Annotated in this window: 23 protein-coding genes; 4 read left to right on the top strand and 19 right to left on the bottom strand. The window is 69.7% G+C overall.

Features of this window, described 5'->3' with window-relative positions:
- Positions 1-121: 121 nt before the first annotated feature.
- The 14 genes from nusB to ACIQCZ_RS27070 all read right to left on the bottom strand — a co-directional run bounded on the left by nusB (position 122) and on the right by ACIQCZ_RS27070 (position 14246).
- Entirely contained in the window at positions 122-553 is a 432-nt protein-coding gene (nusB, locus tag ACIQCZ_RS27135) for a transcription antitermination factor NusB (RefSeq protein WP_402285576.1), read from the bottom strand.
- Positions 554-555: 2 nt separating this feature from the next.
- The gene (gene efp, locus ACIQCZ_RS27130; RefSeq protein WP_361443928.1) at positions 556-1122 is read right to left on the bottom strand and encodes an elongation factor P; all 567 of its coding nucleotides are present in this window, start codon (positions 1120-1122) and stop codon (positions 556-558) included.
- A 50-nt stretch (positions 1123-1172) separates the two neighbouring features.
- The gene (locus ACIQCZ_RS27125) at positions 1173-2279 is read right to left on the bottom strand and encodes an aminopeptidase P family protein (protein ID WP_402285574.1); all 1107 of its coding nucleotides are present in this window, start codon (positions 2277-2279) and stop codon (positions 1173-1175) included.
- A 103-nt stretch (positions 2280-2382) separates the two neighbouring features.
- A complete protein-coding gene (locus tag ACIQCZ_RS27120; RefSeq protein WP_402285571.1) occupies positions 2383-3192 on the bottom strand; it encodes a Pro-rich N-terminal domain-containing protein in 810 nt (269 codons plus the stop codon).
- A gap of 322 nt (positions 3193-3514) precedes the next feature.
- Positions 3515-3955 carry a type II 3-dehydroquinate dehydratase gene (gene aroQ, locus ACIQCZ_RS27115; protein ID WP_402285568.1) on the bottom strand — a complete coding sequence of 147 codons (441 nt, stop codon included), beginning with the start codon at positions 3953-3955 and terminating at the stop codon, positions 3515-3517.
- Positions 3952-5046 (bottom strand): 3-dehydroquinate synthase, encoded by a 1095-nt coding sequence (gene aroB / locus ACIQCZ_RS27110; protein WP_402285565.1) that lies wholly within the window; start codon positions 5044-5046, stop codon positions 3952-3954. The genes aroQ and aroB overlap by 4 nt, the downstream gene beginning before the upstream one ends.
- The gene (locus ACIQCZ_RS27105; RefSeq protein ID WP_376217412.1) at positions 5043-5594 is read right to left on the bottom strand and encodes a shikimate kinase; all 552 of its coding nucleotides are present in this window, start codon (positions 5592-5594) and stop codon (positions 5043-5045) included. Before ACIQCZ_RS27105 ends, aroB begins: the two co-directional genes overlap by 4 nt.
- Positions 5591-6775: a chorismate synthase gene (gene aroC / locus ACIQCZ_RS27100; protein ID WP_351074331.1), complete on the bottom strand. Its 1185-nt coding sequence runs from the start codon at positions 6773-6775 to the stop codon at positions 5591-5593. The genes ACIQCZ_RS27105 and aroC overlap by 4 nt, the downstream gene beginning before the upstream one ends.
- 766 nt (positions 6776-7541) lie before the next feature.
- Positions 7542-8396, bottom strand: coding sequence for a shikimate dehydrogenase (locus ACIQCZ_RS27095; RefSeq protein ID WP_402285561.1), 855 nt, complete (start codon positions 8394-8396; stop codon positions 7542-7544).
- Positions 8393-10180: an endolytic transglycosylase MltG gene (gene mltG / locus ACIQCZ_RS27090; RefSeq protein ID WP_402285558.1), complete on the bottom strand. Its 1788-nt coding sequence runs from the start codon at positions 10178-10180 to the stop codon at positions 8393-8395. Before mltG ends, ACIQCZ_RS27095 begins: the two co-directional genes overlap by 4 nt.
- Before the next feature lie 95 nt (positions 10181-10275).
- The gene (ruvX, locus tag ACIQCZ_RS27085; RefSeq protein ID WP_376217421.1) at positions 10276-10749 is read right to left on the bottom strand and encodes a Holliday junction resolvase RuvX; all 474 of its coding nucleotides are present in this window, start codon (positions 10747-10749) and stop codon (positions 10276-10278) included.
- Positions 10750-10757: 8 nt separating this feature from the next.
- Positions 10758-13427 (bottom strand): alanine--tRNA ligase, encoded by a 2670-nt coding sequence (gene alaS / locus ACIQCZ_RS27080; protein WP_402285555.1) that lies wholly within the window; start codon positions 13425-13427, stop codon positions 10758-10760.
- Positions 13427-13789 carry a DUF6167 family protein gene (locus ACIQCZ_RS27075; protein ID WP_376217424.1) on the bottom strand — a complete coding sequence of 121 codons (363 nt, stop codon included), beginning with the start codon at positions 13787-13789 and terminating at the stop codon, positions 13427-13429. The genes alaS and ACIQCZ_RS27075 overlap by 1 nt, the downstream gene beginning before the upstream one ends.
- A 7-nt stretch (positions 13790-13796) precedes the next feature.
- On the bottom strand, positions 13797-14246 hold the full coding sequence (locus tag ACIQCZ_RS27070; protein WP_402285667.1) for a DUF948 domain-containing protein: 450 nt from the start codon (positions 14244-14246) through the stop codon (positions 13797-13799).
- 217 nt (positions 14247-14463) lie between these two features.
- On the opposite strand from ACIQCZ_RS27070, the gene ACIQCZ_RS27065 reads away from it, so the two are divergent.
- Positions 14464-16668 (top strand): ATP-binding protein, encoded by a 2205-nt coding sequence (locus ACIQCZ_RS27065; RefSeq protein ID WP_402285552.1) that lies wholly within the window; start codon positions 14464-14466, stop codon positions 16666-16668.
- Between the two features lie 17 nt (positions 16669-16685).
- Here the strand turns inward: ACIQCZ_RS27065 and rpsD are convergent, their stop codons facing one another.
- On the bottom strand, positions 16686-17300 hold the full coding sequence (gene rpsD, locus ACIQCZ_RS27060) for a 30S ribosomal protein S4 (protein WP_351074319.1): 615 nt from the start codon (positions 17298-17300) through the stop codon (positions 16686-16688).
- A gap of 188 nt (positions 17301-17488) precedes the next feature.
- Between rpsD and ACIQCZ_RS27055 the strand changes: the two genes are divergently transcribed.
- Positions 17489-18181: a DUF2470 domain-containing protein gene (locus ACIQCZ_RS27055; protein ID WP_402285549.1), complete on the top strand. Its 693-nt coding sequence runs from the start codon at positions 17489-17491 to the stop codon at positions 18179-18181.
- 82 nt (positions 18182-18263) lie between these two features.
- On the opposite strand, the gene ACIQCZ_RS27050 is transcribed toward ACIQCZ_RS27055, so the two are convergent.
- The 4 genes from ACIQCZ_RS27050 to ACIQCZ_RS27035 all read right to left on the bottom strand — a co-directional run bounded on the left by ACIQCZ_RS27050 (position 18264) and on the right by ACIQCZ_RS27035 (position 23001).
- Positions 18264-19646 (bottom strand): replication-associated recombination protein A, encoded by a 1383-nt coding sequence (locus ACIQCZ_RS27050; RefSeq protein ID WP_402285548.1) that lies wholly within the window; start codon positions 19644-19646, stop codon positions 18264-18266.
- A gap of 75 nt (positions 19647-19721) precedes the next feature.
- Entirely contained in the window at positions 19722-20357 is a 636-nt protein-coding gene (locus ACIQCZ_RS27045; RefSeq protein WP_402285545.1) for a vitamin K epoxide reductase family protein, read from the bottom strand.
- Between the two features lie 680 nt (positions 20358-21037).
- Positions 21038-22300, bottom strand: a complete 1263-nt coding sequence (gene hisS / locus ACIQCZ_RS27040; protein WP_402285543.1) for a histidine--tRNA ligase — start codon at positions 22298-22300, stop codon at positions 21038-21040.
- Between the two features lie 14 nt (positions 22301-22314).
- Positions 22315-23001, bottom strand: coding sequence for an MBL fold metallo-hydrolase (locus ACIQCZ_RS27035; protein ID WP_376285751.1), 687 nt, complete (start codon positions 22999-23001; stop codon positions 22315-22317).
- A 149-nt stretch (positions 23002-23150) separates the two neighbouring features.
- On the opposite strand from ACIQCZ_RS27035, the gene ACIQCZ_RS27030 reads away from it, so the two are divergent.
- Both ACIQCZ_RS27030 and ACIQCZ_RS27025 read left to right on the top strand, forming a co-directional pair.
- Positions 23151-23933, top strand: coding sequence for a peptidylprolyl isomerase (locus tag ACIQCZ_RS27030; RefSeq protein WP_402285542.1), 783 nt, complete (start codon positions 23151-23153; stop codon positions 23931-23933).
- Between the two features lie 184 nt (positions 23934-24117).
- Complete coding sequence (locus ACIQCZ_RS27025; RefSeq protein ID WP_402285540.1) at positions 24118-25347, top strand: DUF349 domain-containing protein; 1230 nt, start codon at positions 24118-24120, stop codon at positions 25345-25347.
- The last annotated feature ends 96 nt before the right edge of the window (positions 25348-25443 follow it).

The raw sequence follows: 25443 nt of genomic DNA, 5'->3' as shown, positions 1-25443 counted from the left end.
GTCGCCCGTCCGGGTGCCCGCACCGGCACGGCTTTTCTGTACGCGGCGGTCGGACGCCCATGCCGAAGGGCCCACGGTCGGATGACCGTGGGCCCTTCGTCGGCTGAACGCCGCCGGCGGGTCACTGCTCCCGGCGGAGATTCGGCTTGAGGTCCTTGAACCGGGCCAGCAGCCCGTTCACGAAGGACGGGGAGTCGTCGGTGGAGAACTCCTTGGCGAGCTGGACCGCCTCGTCGATCACCACCGCGTCCGGGGTCCCGTCCACCCAGATCAGCTCGTACGCACCGAGCCGCAGGATGTTCCGGTCGACGACCGGCATGCGGTCGATCTCCCAGTCCACGGCGTAGGTCACGATGAGCTCGTCGATCCGGTCCGCGTACTGCGCGTACCCCTCGACGAGCTCCATCGTGTACTCGGTGACCGGCGGCTGACGGTTGTCGGTCCGCGAGTGCCGCACCCAGTCCGCGAGGACCGTCTGCACGGACTCACCGCGCTGGTCGGCCTCGAAGAGGATCTGGAAGGCACGCTTGCGGGCCGTGTTCCGAGCAGCCACGGTTAGCTGTTCACCCGGCCGAGGTAGTCGCCGGTGCGGGTGTCGACCTTGATCTTCTCACCCGTGGTGATGAAGAGCGGGACGCCGATCTCGTAGCCGGTCTCCAGCGTGGCGGGCTTGGTGCCACCGGTGGAGCGGTCGCCCTGGACGCCCGGGTCCGTGTGCTGGACCGTCAGCTCGACGGCGGCGGGCAGCTCGACGTAGAGGACCTCGCCCTCGTACTGGGCGACGGAGGCGGTGAAGCCCTCGATCAGGAAGTTGGCGGCGTCGCCGACAGCCTTCCGGTCGACCATGAGCTGGTCGTAGGTGTCCATGTCCATGAAGACGAAGTACTCGCCGTCCATGTACGAGAACTGCATGTCGCGACGGTCGATGGTGGCCGTTTCGACCTTCACGCCGGCGTTGAACGTCTTGTCGACGACCTTGCCGGAGAGCACGTTCTTGAGCTTGGTGCGCACGAAGGCCGGGCCCTTGCCGGGCTTGACGTGCTGGAACTCGACGACGGACCAGAGCTGGCCTCCGTCGAGCTTGAGCACCAGGCCGTTCTTGAGGTCGTTCGTGGAAGCCACGGTTGCGGAATCTCCTGGACTGAAGCTGGTGGAACGACCGAGGATGCGCGCTAGAGCGCGAGCAGCTCCTTGGTCGTAATGGTGAGTAGCTCGGGTCCGCCGTCCGCCTCGGGGCGCACGACGAGCGTGTCATCGATCCGGACCCCGCCCCGGCCCGGGAGGTGGACCCCCGGTTCGACGGTGACCGGCACACAAGCGTCCAGTTTACCCATGGCTGCAGGTGCCAGCTGCGGGTCCTCGTCGATTTCGAGGCCCACACCGTGCCCGGTCCAGGGCGCGAGGCCCCCGCCGTGACCCGCCGAGTCCAGGAGATGGCGGGCGGCGCGGTCCACATCGCGGTACGCGGCACCGGGCACGAGGGCCTCGCGTCCGGCCCGCTGAGCGGCGAAAACCAGGTCGTAGAGCTCGATCTGCCAGTCGGCGGGCGTCGTCCCGATGACGAACGTGCGGCCGATCTCGCAGCGGTAGCCGCGATAGTTCGCACCGAGGCAGACGGAGAGGAAATCCCCTTCCTCCACCCGCCGGTCCGAGGGCCGGTGACGGCCCTGGCCGGAGTTCGGCCCGGTGGCCACCGACGTGGCGAAGGCGGGGCCGTCGGCGCCGTGGTCCACCAGGCGCCTCTCCAGCTCCAGGGCGAGATGCCGTTCCGTGCGGCCCACCAGGATGGATTCGAGGAGTTCACCAAGGGCCTGGTCGGTGATCTCCGCGGCGATCCGCAGGCAGGCGATCTCCTCCTCGTCCTTGACGACCCTCAGCTGTTCGACCGTGGCTCCGAGATCGGCCAGCCGGAGCCGGGGGGCGACCGAGCCCATGGCCCGGTGGCGGGCGACCGTCAGATGGTGTTCCTCGACGGCCAGGGTCTCCGCACCCGAGGTGCCGGCCAGATCGGCGGCCGCGACCGCCGGATCGCCGTCGGTGGCGGGCAGCGACGAAACCCGCAGCTGATCGTCGGTCCGTCCTTCGGCGGGGTCGCCGGTCGGCTCGCCGGGACAGAGCAGGACGTCCTCGCCGGGGCCGAGCAGCAGCACGGCACCGGGGGGCGCTCCGCCTGCGAGGTAGCGGACGTTGGCGGGGCGGGAGACCAGAGCGGCCGCGGATCCGACGGCGGCGCACCGGTCGCGGAGCAGCCCGCGGCGGACGGCGTACACGTCTGACATGTCACGAGCCTACGAGCGCTGGCGCGGGCCTGCTCGGTCAGCGCATCCGACCGGGGGCCCGGACGGACCCGTCACCGGGGCGGGTCCACCGTCCGTCCGGGGCTCACCAGGCCGGTGGGCTCGCTATGGAACGGGCGAGTATGTCGTCCAGGACGCGGGCGGTGGTCTCCACGTCGTAGGTCGAGTTGTCGATGATCGGCAGTCCGGAGCCGTACCAGCCGGCCATCCGGCCGTGGATCCTGGCGACCTCCTCGTCCGAGAGGCGGCGGTTGCCGCTGCGGGCGGCATTGCGCTCCAGCACGATCTCCAGGCCGGGCAGCAGCACGACGGGCAGCAGTCCGGGGCCGACGTGGCGCTTCCACCCGCCGAGGCCGACGACCGGCCGGTCCGGGAAGACGGCGTCGTCCAGGATGCAGGAGATGCCGTTGGCCAGGAAGTTGCGGGCGGCGAAGCCGCAGGTACGACGGGCGAGGCGGTACTGGGCCTCGGAGTGGTCGTTCCAACCGGCCTGGGGGTCGGCGAAGCCGGAGCAGACCCACTCACGGACGTCGTCGAGGCTGACGTGGGCCGTGGGGACCCGACGACGGCTGGCCCAGAGCTTGGCCACGGTGGTCTTGCCGGCGCCCGCGGGGCCGATCAGGAGGACGGCGAGGGTCGCGCTGCCGGTGCCGGGCTCGGCGGGCGGCGCGGGCAGCGGAACAGGGCCGCCGGGCGGCAGCTGCACGTGTCCGCTGGTCTCCCTGGAGGGGGACGGGGCGTGCTGCGGGGCGGGTCCGCTCCAGCCCTGGGGCATGGGAGGGGTGGTGGGCGGCGGCCCCGGCGGTCCGGGGTGCCGGGCCTGGTGCGTCCAGCCGACAGGTCCGCTTCCGGGGCCTTGGGGCGGCGGCAGCGGGGCCCCCACTGCGTGCTGCATCCGGTGCCTCTCCGTCTCGTGCAGGCAACTAGGGCGTGTTTCGAAAGTGGCGTCGTCCGCCCGCAGGGCGGGCCGGGCGGCGTCCGGTGCGTGCGATCGCAAGGCGGAGGGCCGCCCCCATACTCGTCGTATCCGGGCGGGCCCGACAACGCAGCGAGCGTGCGTGCCGGACGCCGCCCGGCAGGCGGGACTTTCGAAACACGCCCCAGGGGCTGGCGCTGGTGGAACGGCAACCGTACCGTCCCCGGCCGCCACAGAGGCAACGGTCGGGGACGGCGCACAGTGCCCGGTCGGCCGTCCGGCCTTCCGGTGTGCCGGTCCGTCAGCCGGTCAACTCGTCGGCGAGGGCGCGCAGGGCGAGACGGTAGGAACCGATGCCGAATCCGGCCACGGTCCCCGTGGCGACCGGCGCCACCACGGAGTTGTGGCGGAATTCCTCCCGGGCGTACGGGTTCGAGATGTGCACCTCGATCAGCGGGGCGGTGCGCTGGGCCGCCGCGTCCCGCATTCCGTACGAGTAGTGGGTGAAAGCCCCCGGGTTGAGAACGACCGGAACTGAACCGTCCGCTGCCTCGTGCAGCCAGCGGATCAGCTCTCCCTCGTCGTTGGTCTCCCGGACGTCGACATCGAAGCCGAGCTCCTTGCCGAGGGCCTGACAGGTTTCGACGAGTCCGGCGTACGACGTGGCGCCGTACACATCGGGCTCGCGGGAGCCGAGCCGGCCGAGGTTCGGCCCGTTGAGGACGAGAACCCGACGGGTCACGCCGACACCTCCCCGTAGGCGGCGAGCAGCACGGCCGGGTCGGGGCCCTCCAGCACGGTGGGCTTGGCGAGCCCGTCGAGGACGATGAAGCGCAGCAGGTCGCCGCGGGACTTCTTGTCGACCTTCATGTTCTCCAGCAGCTTGGGCCACTGGTCGCCGCGGTAGGTGAGCGGCAGTCCGACGGACTCCAGGACCGCGCGGTGCCGGTCGGCGGTGGCGTCGTCGAGACGTCCGGCCAGCCGGCCCAGCTCGGCGGCGAAGACCATGCCCACCGACACGGCCGCGCCGTGCCGCCACTTGTAGCGCTCGTTCTTCTCGATGGCGTGGGCCAGGGTGTGGCCGTAGTTGAGGATCTCGCGCAGCCCGGATTCCTTGAGGTCGCCGGAGACGACCTCGGCCTTGACCCGGACGGCGCGTTCGATCAGCTCGGCGGTGTGCGGCCCGGTGGGGATACGGGCACCCTCCGGGTCGGCCTCGATGAGGTCGAGGATCACCGGGTCGGCGATGAAGCCCGCCTTGATGATCTCGGCCAGTCCGCTGACGTAGTCGTGGACGGGCAGCGAATCCAGGGCGGCGAGGTCGCAGAGGACCCCGGCGGGCGGGTGGAAGGCGCCGACGAGGTTCTTGCCCTCGGCGGTGTTGATGCCGGTCTTCCCGCCGACCGCCGCGTCGACCATGGCGAGGACGGTGGTGGGTACGGCGATCCAGCGCACCCCGCGCAGCCAGGTCGCCGCCACGAATCCGGCCACATCGGTGGTGGCTCCGCCGCCGACGCCGACGATGACGTCGGTGCGGGTGAAGCCGGTCTGCCCGAGCGCCTTCCAGCAGTACGCCGCGACCTCGACGGTCTTGGCCTCCTCAGCGTTCGGCAGCTGGATCGCTATGGCCTCGTAGCCCTGCGCGGCAAGGTCCTGGCGGACCGCCTCACCGGTCTCGGCAAGCGCCTCGGGGTGCAGGACGGCGACCCTCTTGGCGCGGTCGCCGATGAGCGCAGGCAGCTCGCCCAGCAGTTGCCGGCCGATCAGCACCTCGTACGGCTCGGTGCCCGCGCTGCCGGCGATCCGGATACGGGTGGGGTCCTGCTCGGTCATGTGTTCTCCCGGCCGGGGGTGACGGGGTCGTCCGTGCGTTCCGGCAGTTCCAGTGCGTCGAGGACCGCCTGGGCGACCTCTTCGGGGGTGCGTTCGTCGGTGGCGACGGTCGCGCGGGCCACCTCGGTGTACAGGTGGCGGCGGGCATCCATCAGCTCACGCCACTGGCGGCGCGGGTTGACGGCGAGCAGCGGGCGGGCGGTGTTCAGGCCGACCCGCTTGACGGCCTCCTCCACGTCCATCGAGAGATAGACGACGGGGTGGTCGGCGAGCAGGGCTCGGGTCGTGTCGTCCAGCACGGCGCCGCCGCCGAGGGAGAGGACACCGGTGTGCTCGGCGACGGCGGCGTGCACGGCCTGTCGCTCCAGCTCCCGGAAGTGTTCCTCGCCCTCGTCGTAGAAGATCTCCGGGATCGGCTTGCCGGCCGTGGCGACGACGTCCGCGTCGGTGTCCCGGTAGGTGGTGCCGAGCCGGTCGGCGAGCAGTTCACCGACGGTGGACTTGCCCACGCCCATCGGGCCGACGAGGACGATCAGGGGGCCGCTCATCGGATCTGGAGGTGGTCGAGGTACGACCGCACATTGCGGCGGGTCTCGGGGACACTGTCCCCGCCGAACTTCTCGGCGACGGCGTCGGCCAGGACCAGCGCGACCATCGCCTCGGCGACGATGCCCGCAGCCGGCACGGCGCAGACATCGGAGCGCTGGTGGTGAGCCTTGGCGGGTTCGCCGGTGACGACGTCGACGGTGGCGAGCGCGCGGGGCACGGTCGCGATGGGCTTCATCGCGGCGCGCACCCGCAGCAGCTCGCCGGTGGTCAGACCGCCCTCCGTGCCGCCGGAGCGACCGGAGGCGCGCTTGATGCCGTCCTCGGTGACCAGGATCTCGTCGTGCGCCTTGGAGCCGGGGATCCGGGCCAGGTCGAAGCCGTCGCCGACCTCGACCCCCTTGATGGCCTGGATGCCCATCAGGGCCGCGGCGAGCCGGGCGTCGAGACGGCGGTCCCAGTGCACGTGCGAGCCGAGGCCGACGGGTACCCCGTAGGCCAGCACCTCGACCACACCACCGAGGGTGTCGCCGTCCTTGTGGGCCTGGTCGATCTCGGCGACCATCGCCTTGCTCGCGTCGGCGTCCAGGCAGCGCACCGGGTCGGCGTCGAGCCGCTCGACGTCGGCGGGCGTCGGCAGGACGCCGTACGGCGCCTTGGCCGCGGCCAGCTCGACGACATGGCTGACGATCTCGATGCCCGCGGTCTCCTTGAGGTACGACCGCGCGACGGCGCCGAGCGCGACCCGGGCCGCCGTCTCACGGGCGCTGGCGCGCTCCAGGATCGGCCGCGCCTCGTCGAAGCCGTACTTCTGCATGCCCGCGAGGTCGGCGTGACCGGGCCTCGGACGGGTCAGCGGGGCGTTGCGGGCCAGCGCGGCCAGCTCCTCGGGGTCGACCGGGTCGGCCGCCATGACCTGTTCCCACTTGGGCCACTCGGTGTTGCCCACCATCACGGCGACCGGGGAGCCCATCGTGAGACCGTGGCGCACCCCGCCGAGGAAGGTGACCTCGTCCCTCTCGAACTTCATCCGCGCACCGCGGCCGTATCCGAGCCGCCGCCGGGCGAGTGCGTCCGCCACCATCTCCGTGGTGATCGGGACACCGGCGGGAAGACCCTCCAGCGTCGCCACGAGTGCGGGGCCGTGCGACTCCCCCGCGGTCAGCCAGCGCAACCTGCTCAACGGTGCTCCTCATGCTCGCGCCTGGAACTGCGACGGCGCGACCGGGTGCGCGACCCTGGCCCGCCGCCTTCGATCCTCCCACGCCCAGGGGCGTGAACCGGCCGCCGGTCCAGCAGACGGACGCGCGGGATGTGTTGGGCTGACTCTGTTCACGGTTGCTGTTGCGGTGAGCATTCCTGCAGGCGCCCACCGCAACAGCGTTTCCACCACCTACTGAACTGACCAGTTGAGTCAGCCACACCAGCCATAAGGACTGGTGTAGCTGTCCCAGAATACGCCATTATCGACGTACTGGGCGCCCCCCGAATACCTCACGCAAGTTTTTACTGCTTTAACATAAACAGGACCGGCATAGTACTGATAATTCCCGCGATCCTTTTTCCATGAACCGCCCTGAACTTGAACGCCCGCCTCAATCAGCTCAGTACCGTTCCCGTACCACCCAGGGCTTCGCATCGTCACCACGCAATTATTTCCCGTGGCCGAACTGTAGAGCAGGTAGGTGCGCGCCGAGAATGCCTGATTCTGACTGCTCCACCCCAAACCAACCGACTGAAGCCTGGAGTATCCCGCCCCACATGCACCCTCAGGCGTTGCCGCAGCCGCGGCAGCCGGCTCCGCTGCGACAATTCCGAACCCCAGCATCGAAATACATGACGCCAAAGTGACTGCTACACGCCGCTTCTTCACGACCCCTCCCATTATCTCGTGGTTGCCAAACTTAACATCCACCAAGACGGGGAGCAATTACCCTACGAGAATCAACTTAGTCATTGATCCCATTTTTTGACGAATGGGCCATTTCCAACGCTTTTGAGCCGGCGCATCTCAACGTTGCAATCGAAGTATCGGAATATCCGGTGAATTGGCTGATTTGAAGCAATGCCTGGTGCACCAACAGATCCAGGCCACCCACGACATCACCGCGGCGCCTCCACCACGCCGCCGCCAAAGGAGTCGGCCATGGGTCGTACAGCACGTCGAACAGCACGCCCGGCCGATCCGGTACGGCGTCGATCAGCGCGTCAGTGGCCCCTGCCGGGGTGGTGGCGACGACCAGCGGGGCGTGCAGCGCCTGCCCGGCCTCCGCCCAGTCGGAGATCCGGACGTCGACCCCGAGGCGTTCGCCCCAGCCGCGCATCTCCTGGCCCCGTTCCTTGCTGCGGACGTACGCGCTGACCGGTCCCGTGCAGATCTCGGCCAGCGCGGCGAGCGCCGAGGAAGCGGTCGCTCCGGCGCCGAGGACAGCGGCGGAGTCGGTCTTCTCCACACCGCGTTCGCGCAGCGCGGCGATCATGCCGGGGATGTCGGTGTTGTCGCCGATCCGGCGGCCGTCCTCCGTGAAGACGACCGTGTTGACCGCCTCCACCGACGACGCCGTCCCGCTGATGGAGTCCAGCAGCGGGATGACCGCACGCTTGAGCGGCATGGTCAGCGAGAGCCCCGCCCAGGTGGAGTCGAGCCCCTCGATGAAGGAGGGCAGGCCCGCCTCGTCGACCTCGAACCGGTCGTACGTCCAGTGGGTGAGGCCGAGTTCGGCGTACGCGGCCCGGTGCAGGACCGGGGAGAGCGAGTGGGCGATGGGCGAGCCGAGAACGGCCGCCCGTCGGATGGTGCTCACTGGCCCGACTTCTCCTGTTCGTATTTCTTGCGATTCCGCTCGTGCTCTGCGTTGGTCACCGAGAACACCGTTTTGTCCGCGGTCACGGACACGAAGTAGTACCAAGGGCCGGGGGTGGGCTTGATCGCCGACTGCAGCGCGGCATCACCGGGGTTGTTGATCGGGCCCGGCGGCAAACCGTGGATGTAATACGTGTTGTACGGGTGCTTGAACTCCCGTAGGTCCGACACCGCGCCTATATCGAGTGTGCTCTGCTTCTTCGCGTAATTGACGGTGGAGTCGAAGTCGAGCAGGCCATTGGTCTCGGTGTTGTTGGGCTTGAGCCGGTTGTAGACGACGCGCGAGACCTTGTCGAAATCGTGCTTGTACTTTCCCTCGGCCTGGACGAGGCTGGCGACGGTGATCAACTGCCAAGGGTCCTTGAGACCCAGCTTCTGGGCGTTGCCGTCCAGGTCGGCCTTGTCGTACTCCTCGTTGGCACGGGAGACCATCTTCTTCAGGACGGCCTCCGGCTTCATGCCCTTGGTGACCGGGTAGGCCGCCGGGTAGAGGAACCCTTCCAGCGGATCGAGAACGTCCGGGTGGTTGTCGGCCCAGTCCGGCAGACCCAGGCTGCCCGACTGTTTCTTGGCGATCCCACTGGTCGTCCCGCTCTTGACTCCCAGCCTCTTGTCGATCGAGGCGTAGACGATGCGGTTCGGTGTGCCCTCGGGAATGACCAGAAGATTCTGGCTCTTCGGGTCGAGCATCAGCTTCAAGGCCTCGGCCGCGGACATCTTCTCGTGGAGCAGATAGACGCCGGCCTGGATGGACTTGCCCTTGGGGTTCTCGTTCTGCGCGGCGACGAACGCGTCGACGCTCTTGACGACACCCTTCTGCTTCAGGATGTTGCCGATGTCGTAGCCGAGGGCGCCCTTCGTGATCTCGACCTCGACCTCGCCGGTGCCCGTCCCGGCGTAGTCGGGCGCCGGGCCGAACTTGTCCTGCCAGTACGTGTATCCGAGGTAGCCCACTCCCCCGAGGCCGCCGGCCAGGACCAGTGAGACGACCAGGCACGCGCAGCCGCTGCGGCTCTTCTTCTTGCCCTTGCCCCGGCGTTCGTTGCCGCCGCGACTGCCACGGCGTGACTCACGCGGGTCGTCGTCGTACGCGTCGTCGTCCTTGTCGCCGTCGTCGCCCGCGAAGAAGGGGTGAGTCTCCTCCGGTTTGTTCTCCGGGTCCCAGTCGGGGTTCTGCGTGGGGGCCTGCTGGGGAGCGGCCTCCCGGCGGCCCGGGGGCTGCGGCGGCGGATAGGCCTCCGGCGTGCCGTAGTGGTCGGGCGTCTCGCCGTAGCCGTCCTGCCTGCCGCCGTAGGGGTCGGCCGACATCTGGGGGTCGTAGGGCATCCCTGCGGACTGCTGCCCGGTGTCCCAGCCGCCGTTGTCGTACTGAGGCTGCTGAGGTTGCTGGGGTTGCTGGGGTTGCTGCTGCGCATACGGATCCTGCGGGTCCCCGTACGCCGGCTGCTGCGGCTGGTAAGGCTGCTGCTGGGCGTACGGGTCCGGGAAATGCTGTTGCTGCTGCGGGTGCGACTGCTGCGCGTACGGATCCTGCTGTTGTGCGTACGGATCCTGCTGCTGCGGGTGCGACTGCTGTGCGTACGGGTCCTGAGGGTAGGGCTGCTGCCCGCCGCCGTACTGGTTCTGGCCGTGGGCGGGCTGCTGTCCTCCCCATCCCTGGTCCCCGTACAGGGGATCCTCGGGATGCCACGGTTCGGAGCCGGGGCCCCGGCCATACTCAGTCATCGATCCCCTAGAGCCGCGAGACGACGTTCCGTCTCTCTGCTGTGCGGTGTGTGTTCGAACACCGCCACATCGCGCGGAACGTTACCGTATCGCGATCAGCCAACCGTTTCGACGCCTTCGCCCGGGGCTTTACCTGACGCCCGTTCGGACTCCAGAGCGTTCTGGAGGATCACCACAGCGGCAGCCTGATCGATGACGGAACGGCCTTTTCGGGACTTCACGCCCGAGGCGCGCAGGCCTTGACTCGCCGTTACTGTGGTCATCCTCTCGTCCACCAACCGCACCGGAATGGGTGCGACCGAGCGGGCCACCTCCTGGGCGAAGACCCGGATCTTGGCTGCGGCGGGTCCCTCACCGCCGCCGAGGGACCGCGGCAGGCCGATGATGATCTCGATCGGCTCGTACTCCTCGACGATCTGCCCGAGCCGCCGGTGGGCCGCCGGGACATCGCGTCCCGGAACGGTCTCCACCGGCGTGGCGAGGATCCCGTCGGGGTCGCACGAGGCGACCCCGATCCGGGCGTCCCCGACATCGATCGCGAGACGACGACCGCGGCGCATCCGAGTCATCCCCGCCGTCACGCCGTCTCGGTGACGAGACGTTCGACCGCGGCCACGGCCGCGCCGATGGCCTCGGGGTCCTGGCCGCCGCCCTGGGCGACGTCCGGCTTGCCGCCGCCACCGCCGCCGAGGGTCTTGGCGGCCGTACGGACCAGGTCACCGGCCTTGAGTCCGCGTTCACGGGCGGCCTCATTGGTGGCGATCACGGTCAGGGGACGGCCGTTGGCGGTCGTGAACAGGGCCACGACGGCCGGGCGGCCGCCCTGGATACGTCCTCGGACGTCCAGGACGAGCTTGCGCAGGTCATCGGCCGAGGTGCCGTCCGGAACCTGGCCCGTGACCAGGGCGACGCCTCGTACGTCCTTGGCGGAATCGACCAGTCCGGCGGCGGCCTGGAGGACCTTCTCCGCTCGGAACTTCTCGATCTCCTTCTCGGCGTCCTTCAGCTTGCCGAGCATTCCGGCGATCTTCTCCGGCAGTTCCTCGGGACGGCCCTTGACCAGCTCCTGGAGCTGGGCGACGACCGTGTGCTCCCGGGCGAGGAAGTTGTACGCGTCGACGCCGACGAGGGCCTCGATGCGGCGCACGCCGGAACCGATGGACGATTCACCGAGCAGCTTCACCAGGCCCAGCTGGGCGGTGTTGTGCACGTGCGTGCCGCCGCAGAGCTCCTTGGAGAAGTCCCCGATGGTGACGACCCGGACCCGCTCGCCGTACTTCTCGCCGAACTCGGCGATGGCGCCCTGCTTCTTGGCCTCGTCGATCGGCATGACCTCGGCGTGGACGTCGAGTTCGCGGGCGAGGACCTCGTTGATCTTCTGCTCGACGTCGGTGAGCACCGTGCCGGGTACGGCGGCGGGCGAACCGAAGTCGAAGCGGAAGCGGCCCGGCGAGTTCTCCGAACCGGCCTGGGCGGCCGTCGGGCCCAGGGCGTCGCGCAGCGCCTGGTGCGTGAGGTGCGTGGCGCTGTGGGCGCGGGCGATGGCGCGGCGGCGGGTGTTGTCGATGGCGGCATAGGCACTGGCGCCGACGGTCACCTCGCCGACCTGCACCGAACCCTTGTGGACGGAGACGCCGGGAACGGGCTGCTGGACGTCGCGGACCTGGATGACGGCGCCGCTGTCGAGCCGGATACGCCCCTGGTCGGCGAGCTGGCCACCGCCCTCGGCGTAGAACGGGGTTCGGTCCAGGACGACTTCGACCTCGTCGCCCTCGGAGGCGGCGGGCGAGGGCACGCCGTCGACGAGCAGACCGACGATCGTCGACTCGCCCTCGGTGGTGGTGTAGCCGGTGAACTCGGTGATGCCGGAGTTGTCGGCGACCTCGCGGTAGGCGGAGAGGTCGGCATGGCCGGTCTTCTTGGCCTTGGCGTCGGCCTTGGCCCGCTCCCGCTGCTCCCTCATCAGACGGCGGAAGCCGTCCTCGTCCACCGAGAGGCCCTGTTCTGCGGCCATCTCCAGGGTGAGGTCGATCGGGAAGCCCCAGGTGTCGTGGAGCAGGAACGCCTTGTCGCCGGCGAGGACCTTGCCACCGGCGGCCTTGGTCTCCGTGACGGCGGTGTCGAGGATGTTGGTGCCGCCCTTGAGGGCCTTGAGGAAGGCGGCTTCCTCGGCGAGGGCGACGGTCTCGATGCGCTTGCGGTCGGTGATCAGCTCCGGGTACTGCTGCCCCATCGTGTCGATCACGACGTCGACCAGGTCCTTGACCACCGGACCGGTGGCACCCAGCAGCCGCATGTTGCGGATGGCGCGGCGCATGATGCGGCGCAGCACGTAGCCGCGGCCCTCGTTGCCGGGAGTGACGCCGTCACCGATGAGCATCACGGAGGTGCGGATGTGGTCGGCGACCACGCGCAGCGAGACGTCCGAACCGTGGTCGGCGCCGTACCGCACACCGGTCAGCTCGGTGGCCTTGTCCATGACGACGCGCAGGGTGTCGGTCTCATACATGTTCTGTACGCCCTGCAGGATCATGGCGAGGCGTTCCAGACCCAGGCCCGTGTCGATGTTCTTCGACGGCAGGTCGCCGAGGATCGGGAAGTCCTCCTTGCCGTCACCGGCACCCCGCTCGTACTGCATGAAGACCAGGTTCCAGATCTCCACGTACCGCTCGTCGTTGACGGCCGGGCCGCCCTCGACGCCGAACTCGGGGCCGCGGTCGTAGTTGATCTCGGAGCAGGGGCCGCAGGGACCGGGGACACCCATGGACCAGAAGTTGTCCTTCTTGCCCAGGCGCTGGATGCGCTCGGCCGGTACACCGATCTTGTCCCGCCAGATCTGCTCGGCCTCGTCGTCGTCCAGATAGACCGTGATCCACAGCTTCTCGGGGTCGAGACCGAAGCCGCCCTCCGCCACGGAGGTCGTCAGGGCCTCCCAGGCGTAGCTGATGGCGCCTTCCTTGAAGTAGTCCCCGAAGGAGAAGTTGCCGCACATCTGGAAGAACGTGCCGTGCCGGGTGGTCTTGCCGACCTCCTCGATGTCCGGCGTACGGACACACTTCTGCACGCTGGTGACCCGCGGCGCGGGCGGCTTGACCTCGCCGAGGAAGTACGGCTTGAACGGGACCATGCCCGCGGGGACCAGCAGCAGAGTCGGGTCGTCCGCGATGAGCGACGCCGAAGGGACGACGGTGTGACCGCGCTCCTCGAAGAAGCTCAGCCAGCGGCGACGAATTTCAGCCGACTCCATCAGTGGTCCTCATTCCGGTTGTACGAGTTGTAGGGGAGCTTGCGGTGGTTGCCGACTTCGAGGGGCCTGTCCGGTCCGACGGGTTCGGCCGCCTCGACGGCGAAATGACGCCGTACGGGGAGGTCCGGGTCGACCGGCGCCTCCAGGCCCAGCGCCTCGCCCAGTTCGGCCTCTCGGCGGGCCATCGACTCGCGGACGTCCAGAGCGAAGTCCTTGAGCTTGTGGCCGGTCTCGATCGCCTTGTCCGCGGCCTGCGCCGCGAGACTCTCCGGGGTCAGCTGCCTGAGCTTCCGGTTGACCTTGGTCGTGGCCCAGACACCGGCGGCGGCGCCGGCGGTGAACCAGAACGTACGGCGGAGCATCGCTGCGTCAGTCCTTAGATCCGCGGGGGTTTCTGCCGCTGCGCTTCCTGCCGCGCGCGGACGGCACGGTGCGGCCGACGATCACCGTGCGACGGGCCGGCCGACGGGCAGGTTCGGGTTCCGGACCGGCCTTGCGGCCGATGGCCTGCCGTACCCCGTAACCGAACGCGGCGACTTTGACGAGCGGTCCGCCGAAGGTCGAGGCGACGGTGGTGGAGAGCGCCGAGGCGTTCGAGGTGACTTCCTGGACGTCCGTCGCGATCGCGTCGACCTTGTCGAGCTGGGTCTGTGCGGAGCGCACCGTGGCTGAGGCGTCGGCAAGCAGCGGGACCGCCTGCTCGGTCACGTCCGCCACGAGCTTGGTGGTCGCCCTGAGCGTCTGGGCCAGCCTCACCAGTACGACGGCGAGGAACGAAACCAGGATCGCCCAGAAGACGGCCACCAGGATCCCGGCCACCTCTCCACCGGACACAGTGCACCGCTCTCTAGCTTGTCGCTGTCTCTGTACTGTCTGTCTCTGCTCGGTCCGGCGACCGCTGTCACAACAGCCAGTCGTCGCCTCCCGAGCCTATCGCGCCGGTGGTCGCGCCCCGTACCGCATTACCGGCGGGAGGGACCGAGTTGCCATAAGGAGATTGTACGGAGAGCTTCCGAACCAGTACTCTGCGTGTTTCATGCGACGCCCCCAGCGCTCCCGCCCGTCCCCCCACGATCCGAGCGCCCCCGTCGGCGCCCTCGGCAATCTCCCGGCGGAACTGAACAGATTCGTGGGGCGGAAGGACGAATTGGCCGCCCTCGGTCGGCTGCTGAACGAGTCGAGGCTCGTCACCGTGGTCGGCGTCGGCGGAGTGGGCAAGACCCGCTGCGCCGCCAAGATCGCCAAACTTCTGGAGAAACGGTACTGCGACGGGGTCTGGATGGCGGAACTGTCCGCCCTCCACGATCCGGAGCTGCTGGACCACGCACTGGTCGACGCCCTCGGGCTCACCGATCACACCGGCAGACCACCGCGCACGACGCTGCTCGAACATCTCGCCGGTCGCCAACTGCTCTTGGTGATCGACGGCTTCGAGCACTTCGTCGACGCCTGCGCCGAGCTGGTGCGTGAACTGCTGCGCCGGGCCCCGGGACTGCGGGTGATGGCCGCCGGACGGCTGCCTCTGGAGCTGGACGGCGAGGTCACCTTCCCGCTCGCGCCGATGTCCGACGAGGACGCGATGCTCCTCTTCGAGGAGCGGGCCGCCGCGGTACGGCCGGAGTTCCGGCTGACCGACCACAACCGAGCGACCGCGCGCGAGCTGTGCCACCGGCTGGACGGAATCCCGCTCGCGCTGGAACTGGCCGCCGGACGGCTGCGCGCGCTCTCCACCGAACAGGTGCTGCAGCGCCTGGACGACCGCTTCCGGCTGCTGACCGGCTCCAGCCGCAGCGCGCTGGCGCGCCACCAGACACTCCGCACGGCCATCGGCTGGAGTCATGAACTCTGCGCTCCGGAGCAGCGGCTGCTGTGGGCGAGGCTCTCGGTGTTCGCCGGGCAGTTCGATCTGGAGGCCGTCGAGTACGTCTGCAGCGGAGCCGATCTGCCGGCCGAATCGGTGCTCGACGTGCTCTCCGGGCTGCTCACGCAGTCCGTCGTCCTGCGTGAGGACTCGGCGGCCGGCACCCGCTACCGGATGCTGGACACGGTGCGCGAGTACGGCGCCGAGTGGCTGGCGGCCGCGGGTGGGACGGACCGGTTGAGACGCCGCCACCGGGACTGGTTCCTGGGGCTGGCGACCATGTGCGAGCTCGACTGGTTCAGCCCGCGGCAGGACGAGGTGGCCGCCCGGGTGGCGAGCGAGCTGCCGAATCTGCGACGGGCGATGGAGTATTCGCTGGACAACGCGGGCGAGGCGCATCTCGCGCAGTATCTGGCGGGCACCCTCTGGTTCCTCTGGGTGGGGTGCGGACGCCTCTCGGAGGGCCGGCACTGGCTGAACCATGTGCTGGAGGAGGAGTCGCCGTACGACTCCGCACGGCTCAAGGCGTTGTGGGTGCTCGGGCATGTCGCCGTGCTGCAGGGCGACCCGGTCGGTGCGGTCTCCGCGCTGCAGGAGTGCCGGGACGAGGCGGACCGGGCGGGCGACTCCACGGCGCTCGCGTACGCGGTGCACCGGATGGGGTGCCTGGCGCTCCTCACGGACGACATGGTCAGGGCACAGGAGCTGCTGGGCGACGCGCTCGGCCGCTACCGGGAACTCGGTGAGCTGAACAGCAATGTACTGATGGCCCAGATCGAACTGGCGATGGCGGTCGGATTCCACGGGGACCTGGACGCGGCGGCCGCGATCTGCGAGGAGGTCAGGGAGATCTGCGAGGACCACGGGGAGCGGTGGGCCCTCTCGTACGCGCTGTACGTGCTGGCCTTCGCCGCGCTGCAACGGGGCGGGCCGGGCCGGGCCCGGGAGCTGCTCGGCGAGTGTCTGTCGATCGGTCACGCCTTCCACGATCTGCTGGGCTCGGTACTTGCGCTGGAGCTGCTGGCACTGGTCACGGTGGTCGAGGGGGACGCGGCGGAGGCAGCGGTGCTGCAGGGCGCCGCCGACCGGATCTGGCCGTCGGTGGGGCTGCCGCTGTTCGGTTCGGCCTACTACGGGCAGCCCCGGGTCCGGTGCGAGGAGCTGGCCCGCCGGGAGCTGGGCGACGGCCCCTACGAGTCGGGGCTGCGCGCGGGCGGGCAGCTGGATCTGGACGCGGCGGTGGCCAGGGCGCTCGGGAGCGGGCCCGCGAACCGGGCGCAGGCGCCGGGCCGGTTGCCCGGCCCCCTGCCCGGCCCCGGAAAAACGCGGAGGCCCGCCGCCTCCCGAACATCGGGGAGGGGCGGGCCAAAGCGCTGCTGACTGCGGCTTTGCCTGGATCAGCGGGCGTAGTACTCGACGACGAGCTGCTCGTCGCAGATCACGGGGATTTCCTTGCGGTTCGGGTCCCGGTCGAGGCGGAAGGCCAGGGCCTGCAGGTTCACCTGCAGGTAGCGCGGGGTCTCGCCGTCGGGGGCGTAGCCACCGGCGCGGGCAACCTGGAAGGGGTGCTTGTCGCGGCTGCGCTCGCGGACCATCACGATGTTGTCGGGACGGACGCGGAAGGACGGCTTGTCGACCTTGCGGCCGTCGACCTCGATGTGACCGTGGACGACCATCTGGCGGGCCTGGTAGATGGTCCTGGCGATGCCCGAACGCAGCACCAGGGCGTCGAGACGACGCTCCAGCTCGACGACGAGCGCCTCGCCCGTCTTGCCCTCGGCCTTCTTGGCGCGGTCGTAGGCACGCGCCATCTGACGCTCGCTGATGTCGTACTGGGCACGCAGGCGCTGCTTCTCCAGCAGACGGACCTTGTAGTCCGAGTTCTGCTTGCGACCACGGCCGTGCTCGCCCGGCGGGTAGGGGCGGGCCTCGAAGTACTTGACGGCCTTCGGCGTCAGCGCGATGCCGAGCGCGCGGCTCTTCTTGACCTTGGGACGCGACTGGTTAGGCACGTTCTCCAGACCTCCGTTGTAGGTTAGGTTAGGCTCACCTTACTTGAGGAGATCGCATGTCTCGCCCGGGGAACACCACACACGTCACGGACAGCACTGACAGCGTCGACACCCCTCAGGGCGTCGATACGACGGAGGACCGATCAGATCGTGGTCAGCCGCGTCCCGGCGGGCTTGAAAACACTCGGATGCCGTCAGCAGCCGAGCGCACACGAACTCTCGTACAGAGTACCTGTTCGGCGGTACTGCTCGTCCCCGGGCTGGACGCCGCGGGCCCGGATCAGCTGATGCCGCTGACCAGGGGCGTGGGCCCCGGCGGGGATCTGTTCCTCGAACTGCCCACGGATTCCCCGGTCGTACGGGCGGCGACGCACGCCGAGGACGACGAGCTGACGGCTGTGCTGGAGATCACGGACGTCGCCCCGGTCTCCGTGCCCCATCGCATCCGCGGTCGCGCGTGGGTGTCCGGGTGGCTCACCGCCGTCCCGGGCATGTCCGGGCCGGGCCGGACGACGCTGCGGCTGGAGACGGGCGAGGCGTACATCGACGATCTGTGGGGTGCCGAGGACGTCGAACCCGACGCGTTCCGGGACGCGGCCCCCGACCCGCTCGTCGGACACGAGGCGGAACTGCTCCAGCATCTGCACGCGGCACACGGCGAGCAGCTGGACGCACTGTACGGGCTGCTCGGCGAGCGTCCGGCCCCGTCCCGCCGACCCGCCGTCGTGCCACTCGCGCTGGACCGGTACGGGCTGCGGGTACGCCTCTGCGAGGACCGCGACCGCTGCTTCGACGCGCGCTTCGAATTCCCCGGGCCGGTGCGCGACGTCGGCGAGCTGCGCCACGCCATGCACACGCTCTTCGAGGGCGCGGCGAGCTGAGCCGACGGGCCCCGCCCGCGTTCTTTGCGCACTCAAGGCTCCGCGCGTCCTCAGCGGCCCCGCGCGTCCTTCTCCGCCGTGCTCAGTCGGCGGACGGGCTCGCCCCGCCGCCGGAGCCCGTGCGGCCGAGCCGCTCGCGGACCCGCTCCACCACATCCGCGTAGCGCGCCTCCGCGCCGTAGCGCGTGGGCCGGTAGTACCGCTGGTCACTGACTGCGTCCGGGGCGTACTGCTGGGCGGCGATACCTCCGGGGACATCGTGCGGATACACGTAACCCACGGCATGGCCCAGCTTGGCGGCGCCCTTGTAGTGGCCGTCGCGCAGATGCGCCGGTACGGGACCCGCGAGTCCCTTCCGTACATCCTCCTGGGCGGCGAAGATCGCCAGTGTCGCCGCGTTGGACTTGGGGGCGAGCGCCAGGGCGATCGTCGCGTGGCTCAGGACGAGTGCCGCCTCCGGGAATCCGATCATGGCAACCGCCTGGGCGGCCGCGACGGCGGTGGGCAGCGCCGTGGGGTCGGCGAGACCGATGTCCTCGCTCGCCGAGATCATCAGCCGCCGGGCGATGAACCTGGGGTCCTCCCCCGCCTCGATCATCCGGGCCAGGTAATGCAGCGCGGCATCCACGTCGGAGCCGCGGATCGATTTGATGAGCGCACTCGCCACGTCGTAGTGCTGGTCGCCGTCCCGGTCGTACGTGACGGCGGCGCGGTCGACGGTCTCCTCCAGGGTCAGGAGGGTGATCTCCTTCTCCTGCTTGGACAGCGCCGCACCGGCCGCGGCCTCCAGCGCCGTGAGCGCCCGGCGGGCGTCGCCCCCCGCGATGCGCAGCAGATGCGACTCGGCGTCCTTCGGCAGCGCCACCGTGCCGCCGAGTCCGCGTTCGTCGGCCAGGGCGCGCCGCAGCAGGCCGCGCAGATCGTCGTCGGTGAGGGATTCCAGGGTGAGCAGCAGTGAACGCGACAGCAGCGGCGAGATGATCGAGAAGTACGGATTCTCGGTGGTCGCGGCGATCAGCGTCACCCAGCGGTTCTCCACGGCCGGGAGCAGGGAGTCCTGCTGTGCCTTGGAGAAGCGGTGGATCTCGTCGAGAAAGAGAACCGTCTCCTTGCCGTAGCCCCCGGTGGCACGGCGGGCACCGTCGATGACGGCCCGCACCTCCTTGACGCCGGCGGTGATCGCGGAGAGCTCGACGAAGCGCTTGTTGGTGGCCTTGCTGACCACGTACGCGAGAGTCGTCTTCCCGATGCCGGGCGGGCCCCAGAGGATCACGGACGACGGGCCCGCCGGCCCGCCGTTCCCCTCGCCGACGAGACGGCGCAGCGGCGAGCCCGGCTTGAGCAGGTGCTGCTGACCGACGACCTCGTCGAGGGTGCGCGGGCGCATCCGGACAGCCAGGGGGCTGCTGGACGGGTCCTTGTCCTGGCGGTCTTCGGCGGCTGCGGTAAAGAGGTCGGGCTCCACGTTTTGAACCCTATGTCACGGCACTGACATCCCTGCCGGGCCGGCCGCCCGGCAGGAGCCGGGCGGCGGGGCCGGTCAGCTGGTCCAGAAGTCCCACCAGCGGGTCAGGATCAGCATGCCGATGATGCCGATCCACAGGACCGGCGGCACCCAGTGGAACTCCGCCAGTCCGTTGCGCAGCCAGTTCGGCGCCGGGAGGATCCGGTGCTTGATGTTGTGCGTGGTGACGTAGCAGAACATGAAGATCGTGGCGACCCAGGCCAGGCAGCACCACAGGCAGAGCGAGTTGATGTTGTAGAGCGACTGGTACTGGAGCCAGGTGCAGAAGCCGACGCCGAACAGCGTGCCGGCGTTCATCCCGAGCCAGTACCAGCTGCGGAAGCGGGCACCCGCGAGCAGCGCAAGGCCGATGCCGATGATCACGGAGTAGGTGACCAGACCGAGCATCGGGTTCGGGAAACCGAAGGCGGCGGCCTGCTCGCTCTTCATGATGTTGCCGCAGGCCACGACCGGGTTGAGACTGCAGCCCGGCGTGAAACTGGGGTCCTCCAGCAACTTGAACTTGTCGATCGTGATGACCCAGGCGGCGAGGAGTCCGGCGGCGCCCGTGATCACCAGCAGCAGTGCGAACGCCCGACTGCCGCCGATGGTCCTCTTCACGCCGTCCTCGTCCTGGTCGGAGGAGGGATGGTCAACCGCTGCAGTCGTCATATCGCCGTTCCATCAGTGAGTGGCCTGCTGGGCACGGTCATTGTGCCGCACAGCGCCGCTGGGCTTCTGTTCGATGGACATAAAGGTGTACGTGAAGCCCGATGTGCGACCGGACCGGAACGCTCGGTCCGCTCATGGCCCCGGGCCCGGACCTCGCCCGGGGTGGCGGGGGCGTCCCGCGCGGGAGCTGCGGCGAACCGGCCGTGGCCGGCGGCTCGGACCTGGGGATCCGCCGAGGCGAGGGGCAGGGGCGCTCGGACCGGGCAGGGCCGGGAGAAGCGCCGCGGGATCGTCGTGTCCCGGTGTGGAGAGGGGCCGGATGCCCGGCGGGGGCCCGGCATCTGCTGAACGCCGCCGGGAGACCGGGCAGGAACCGTCCGGCAGGGTGATTCCACCGCCTCCGGGTTGACGCCGTGCGAGGCGACGACGCGCATCACCCGCCGTCTTCCCGGGCCGCGCGGCCACGAGGGCGTCGGCACGTCGGCGACGGGCGTCCGGTGCTCGGACGTGCGGCCCCGCGCCGTGCCCGCTCCCGGTCCGCCGGAGGGACCGGCGCGGCGGCCACCCGACGGGGCGACACCGGCCGGCCCTGGGCGGGGCTCGCCGGACCAGCCGCTGTTCCGGCCCGTGCGGCGAGCCCGCGCCACCGGGTGGGCCCGGTCCGATCCGAACGAGACGTCCTAGGCCAGTCGCTCGCGGATCGCCCCGGTCACGTCCGCCAGCGGCACCGCCGTCTGCTCGCCGGACTCCATGTCCTTGAGCTGGACGAGTCCCTCGGCCAGGTCCCGCTCGCCCGCCACGATCGTCAGCCGCGCTCCGGACCGGTTCGCGCTCTTCATCGCACCCTTGAGGCCCCGGTTTCCGTACGCGAAGTCCGCTGCCACGCCCTCACGGCGCAGTTGCGTGACGATCCCGAACAGCACCCGCCGGGCCTCCTCGCCCAGTGGCACGGCGAAGACGCTGGTGGTCGCGGGCAGTGCGAGCTCGATGCCCTCCGCCTCCAGCGCGAGCACCGTACGGTCCACGCCGAGCGCCCAGCCGACCGACGGGAGCGCCGGGCCGCCGATCATCTCGGACAGGCCGTCGTAGCGTCCGCCGCCGCCCACCGCGGACTGCGAGCCGAGCCCGTCGTGGACGAACTCGAAGGTGGTGCGGGTGTAGTAGTCGAGACCGCGGACGAGCTTCTCGTCGTCCTCGTACACCACACCGGCCGCGGAGAGCAGGTCACGCACCTCCTCGTGGTACGCCTTGCAGGCGTCGCACAGGTAGTCGCGCAGCACCGGGGCGCCGACCAGCTGCTTCTGCACCTCGGGCCGCTTGTCGTCGAGGACCCGGAGCGGGTTGATCTCGATGCGGCGACGCGTCTCCTCGTCCAGGTCGAGCTCGCGAAGGAAGCCCTGGAGCGCGTCCCGGTAGACGGGGCGGCACTCCTTGTCGCCCAGCGAGTTGAGCAGGATACGGAAGTTCCGCAGGCCCAGCGTGCGGTAGGCCTGGTCGGCCAGGATGATCAGCTCGGCGTCCAGCACCGGGTCCTCTGCGCCGATCGCCTCGGCACCGACCTGCGAGAAGTGCCGGTAGCGGCCCTTCTGCGGGCGCTCGTAGCGGTAGTACGAGCCGGAGTACCAGAGCTTCACGGGCAGGTTGCCGAGCTTGTGGAGGTTGGCCTCCAGAGCCGCGCGCAGCACGGACGCGGTGCCCTCGGGGCGCAGCGCCAGCTGGGAGCCGCCCTTGGTGGTGAGGGTGTACATCTCCTTGGTCACGATGTCGGTGGACTCGCCGACACCGCGCGAGAAGAGGGCGACGTCCTCGAACCCGGGAGTCTCGATGTAGCCGTAGCCGGAGTTCTTCAGGGGTGCGGCGATCGCCTCGCGCACCGCGAGGTACTTCGCGGAATCGGGCGGGGTCAGGTCGTACGTGCCCTTGGGGGCCTTGAAGGTGCTCACGGGTTTTTCTCTCGTCACATTCCTCGTCGGGGCGCGTCCATACCGTGCAGATACGGATTCGAGGCGCGCTCGCGGCCGATGGTCGTCTGGGGGCCGTGGCCGGACAGCACCACGGTCGAGTCGTCGAGCGGCAGGCACACACGGGCCAGCGACTCGAGCAGCTCGGCGTGGTCGCCGCCGGGCAGGTCGGTGCGTCCGACGGAGCCGGCGAAGAGCAGGTCGCCCGAGAAGAGGATCTGCGGAACATCCGCGGCCTCGGGCATCCTGAACGTCACCGACCCCTTGGTATGGCCGGGCGCGTGCGCGACACCGAACTCCAGACCGGCCAGCTTCAGCAGGGCCCCGTCGCTCAGTTCCCGGACATCGTCCGGCTCCCCCACCGTCAGCTCACCCATGAGCGGCATCCCGATGGAGCGGCCGAGGGCCTTCTCCGGGTCGCTCATCATGAACCGGTCCTCCGGATGGATCCAGGCGGGGACGTCGTGCGCGCCGCACACCGGGACGACCGAGGCGACGTGGTCGATGTGGCCGTGGGTCAGTACGACGGCGACGGGCTTCAGCCGATGCTTCTTCAGCGCTTCCTCGACTCCTGGCGCGGCCTGATGGCCGGGGTCGATGATCACGCACTCCTCGCCTGCGGCCGGGGCGACCAGGTAACAGTTGGTCCCCCAGGCCCCGGCGGGGAACCCGGCAATGAGCACGATCGTCCTTAATGGTCGTCCGACGGCGAATCGCGACTGAGGAGGTCGCAGCACTTCAGAGCCTACCGGCGCTCCTCATTCCACAGCTAACCCATATACGGTACGGGCAGCCCAGGCCCCAATCACACGACCCACAAGGAGATCACCCGGTGGTCAGCAGCGATCAGCGGCGGCGGCAGCTCGCCAGGGAGAAGTTCGAGCGGCAGCAGCAGCGCCGGGAGGAGGCCCGCCGCAGGACGCGGCGGCTGACCGTCGTCATCGCTTCCGCGGTGGCCGTGGTGGCGGTCGTCGGGGTCGGTGCGTACCTCGCCATCGACGGCGACGGCAAGAAGGACAAGAGCGACGCGGCCGCAAGCCCCTCGGGTTCCCCGTCGGCGAGCGAGAGCAGCGCGCCCGAGCCCGCGATGAAGATCGACAAAAAAGCGAAGTACACGATGGCGCTCAAGACGAGCCAGGGCGACATCGCGTTCACGATGGACGGGGCGAAGACCCCGCACACCACGAACTCCTTCAAGTCGCTGGCCGACAAGGGCTTCTTCGACGGTACGAAGTGCCACCGGCTGACCACGCAGGGCATTTTCGTCCTGCAGTGCGGTGACCCCAAGGGCGACGGCACCGGCGGCCCCGGTTACACGATTCCCGACGAGAATCTGACGGCGCTGGGCAAGGCGGGCAAGGACGGCACGGTCACATATCCGGCGGGTACGGTGGCGATGGCCAACACCGGCCAGGCGCACACCGGCGGCAGCCAGTTCTTCCTCGTGTACAAGGACAGCAAACTGCCGCCCACCTACACGCCGTTCGGCACGATGGACGACGCCTCCCTGAAGGCCGTCAAGGACATCGGTGCGGCGGGGGTGGCCGGCGGAGCGGCCGACGGTGCGCCGAAGAAGGCCGTGGACATCTCGAAGGTCGCTGTCGACAAGTCGTGACGGGACCGGGCCGGCCGGTGACGGCGAGGCGGGCCGGATTATTTTCGGCCGCGCTGAGTGCGGACAGCCGGGCGGCCGGTCGCCTAGATTGGCGTTGTGCAGGGCGGGCGCTGCCCGCCCCAGGAAACTGTGGACGATGCCAGGGGGGCGAACCCTCTCGCGGGCATCAGGTGGAGGAGGCGCTGTGAGCAGCGACCCGTGGGGCCGCGTCGATGAGACGGGCACCGTGTACGTGCGTACAGCCGATGGCGAACAGGTCGTCGGATCGTGGCAGGCGGGTTCCCCCGAGGAGGCTCTGGCCTACTTCGAGCGCAAGTACGAGGGCATTGTGGTCGAGATCGGCCTCCTCGAACGGCGGGTGAAGACCACCGATCTGTCGGCGAAGGACGCCACGACCGCCATCGAGCATCTGCGGCTCCAGGTGGACGAGCATCACGCCGTCGGAGACCTCGACGCGCTGCGCAAGCGACTCGACGCGCTGGTCGCGACGGTCGACTCGCGGCGCGAGGAGCGCAAGGCCCAGAAGGCGAAGCAGACCGACGAGGCGAAGCACGCCAAGGAGGCGCTGGTCGCCGAGGCCGAGGAGCTGGCGCAGAGCGAGCAGTGGCGCTCCGCCGGTGAGCGGCTCCGTGCGCTCGTCGACACGTGGAAGGGTCTGCCGCGGCTCGACCGCAAGTCCGACGACGAGCTGTGGCACCGCTTCTCGCACGCCCGCTCGGCTTTCTCCAAGCGCCGCAAGGCCCACTTCGCCTCGCTGGACGCCCAGCGCGAGGAGGCCCGTAAGGCCAAGGAGAAGCTGGTCGCCGAGGCCGAATCGCTCTCCGGCTCCACGGACTGGGGAGCGACGGCCGCCCGCTATCGCGACCTGATGACGGAGTGGAAGGCGGCAGGCCGCGCCCAGCGCGAGGCCGAGGACGATCTGTGGAACCGTTTCCGCGGTGCTCAGGACGTCTTCTTCGCCGCCCGCAGCGAGGTCTTCGCCGAGCGGGACGCGGAGCAGGGCGAGAACCTCAAGCTCAAGGAGGAGCTCGCGGTCGAGGCCGAGAAGCTGGTGCCGGTGAAGGACCTGAAGGCGGCCAGGGCCGCGTTCCGGGCCATCAACGAGCGCTGGGAGGCCATCGGCCATGTGCCGCGTGACGCCCGCCCGAAGGTCGAGGGGCGGATGCACGCGGTGGAGCGGGCGCTCCAGGAGGCCGAGGAGTCGGAGTGGCGCCGGACGAACCCGGAGGCGCGTGCGCGTGCCGCCGGTCTGACCGGTCAGCTGCAGGCGGCCGTGGACAAGCTGCGTACGCAGATCGACACAGCCCGCGCCTCGGGCAACAACGCCCGTGCCGACAAGCTGGCCAAGGAGCTCGAAGGCCGGCAGGCACTGCTGGACCAGGCGCTCAAGGGCCTGGAGGAGTTCGGCGGCTGAGCAGGCGGTACCCGCCGCCGACCGGCCTCGTCCGTTGACCGGTGTACGGCAGGGCCCCTTGTACATGTCCCAGGACGTGTACAAGGGGCCCTTTCG

Source organism: Streptomyces sp. NPDC093149 (genome assembly GCF_044754145.1).
GTDB lineage: Bacteria > Actinomycetota > Actinomycetes > Streptomycetales > Streptomycetaceae > Streptomyces.
This window is presented reverse-complemented; position numbering and strand designations above follow the sequence as displayed.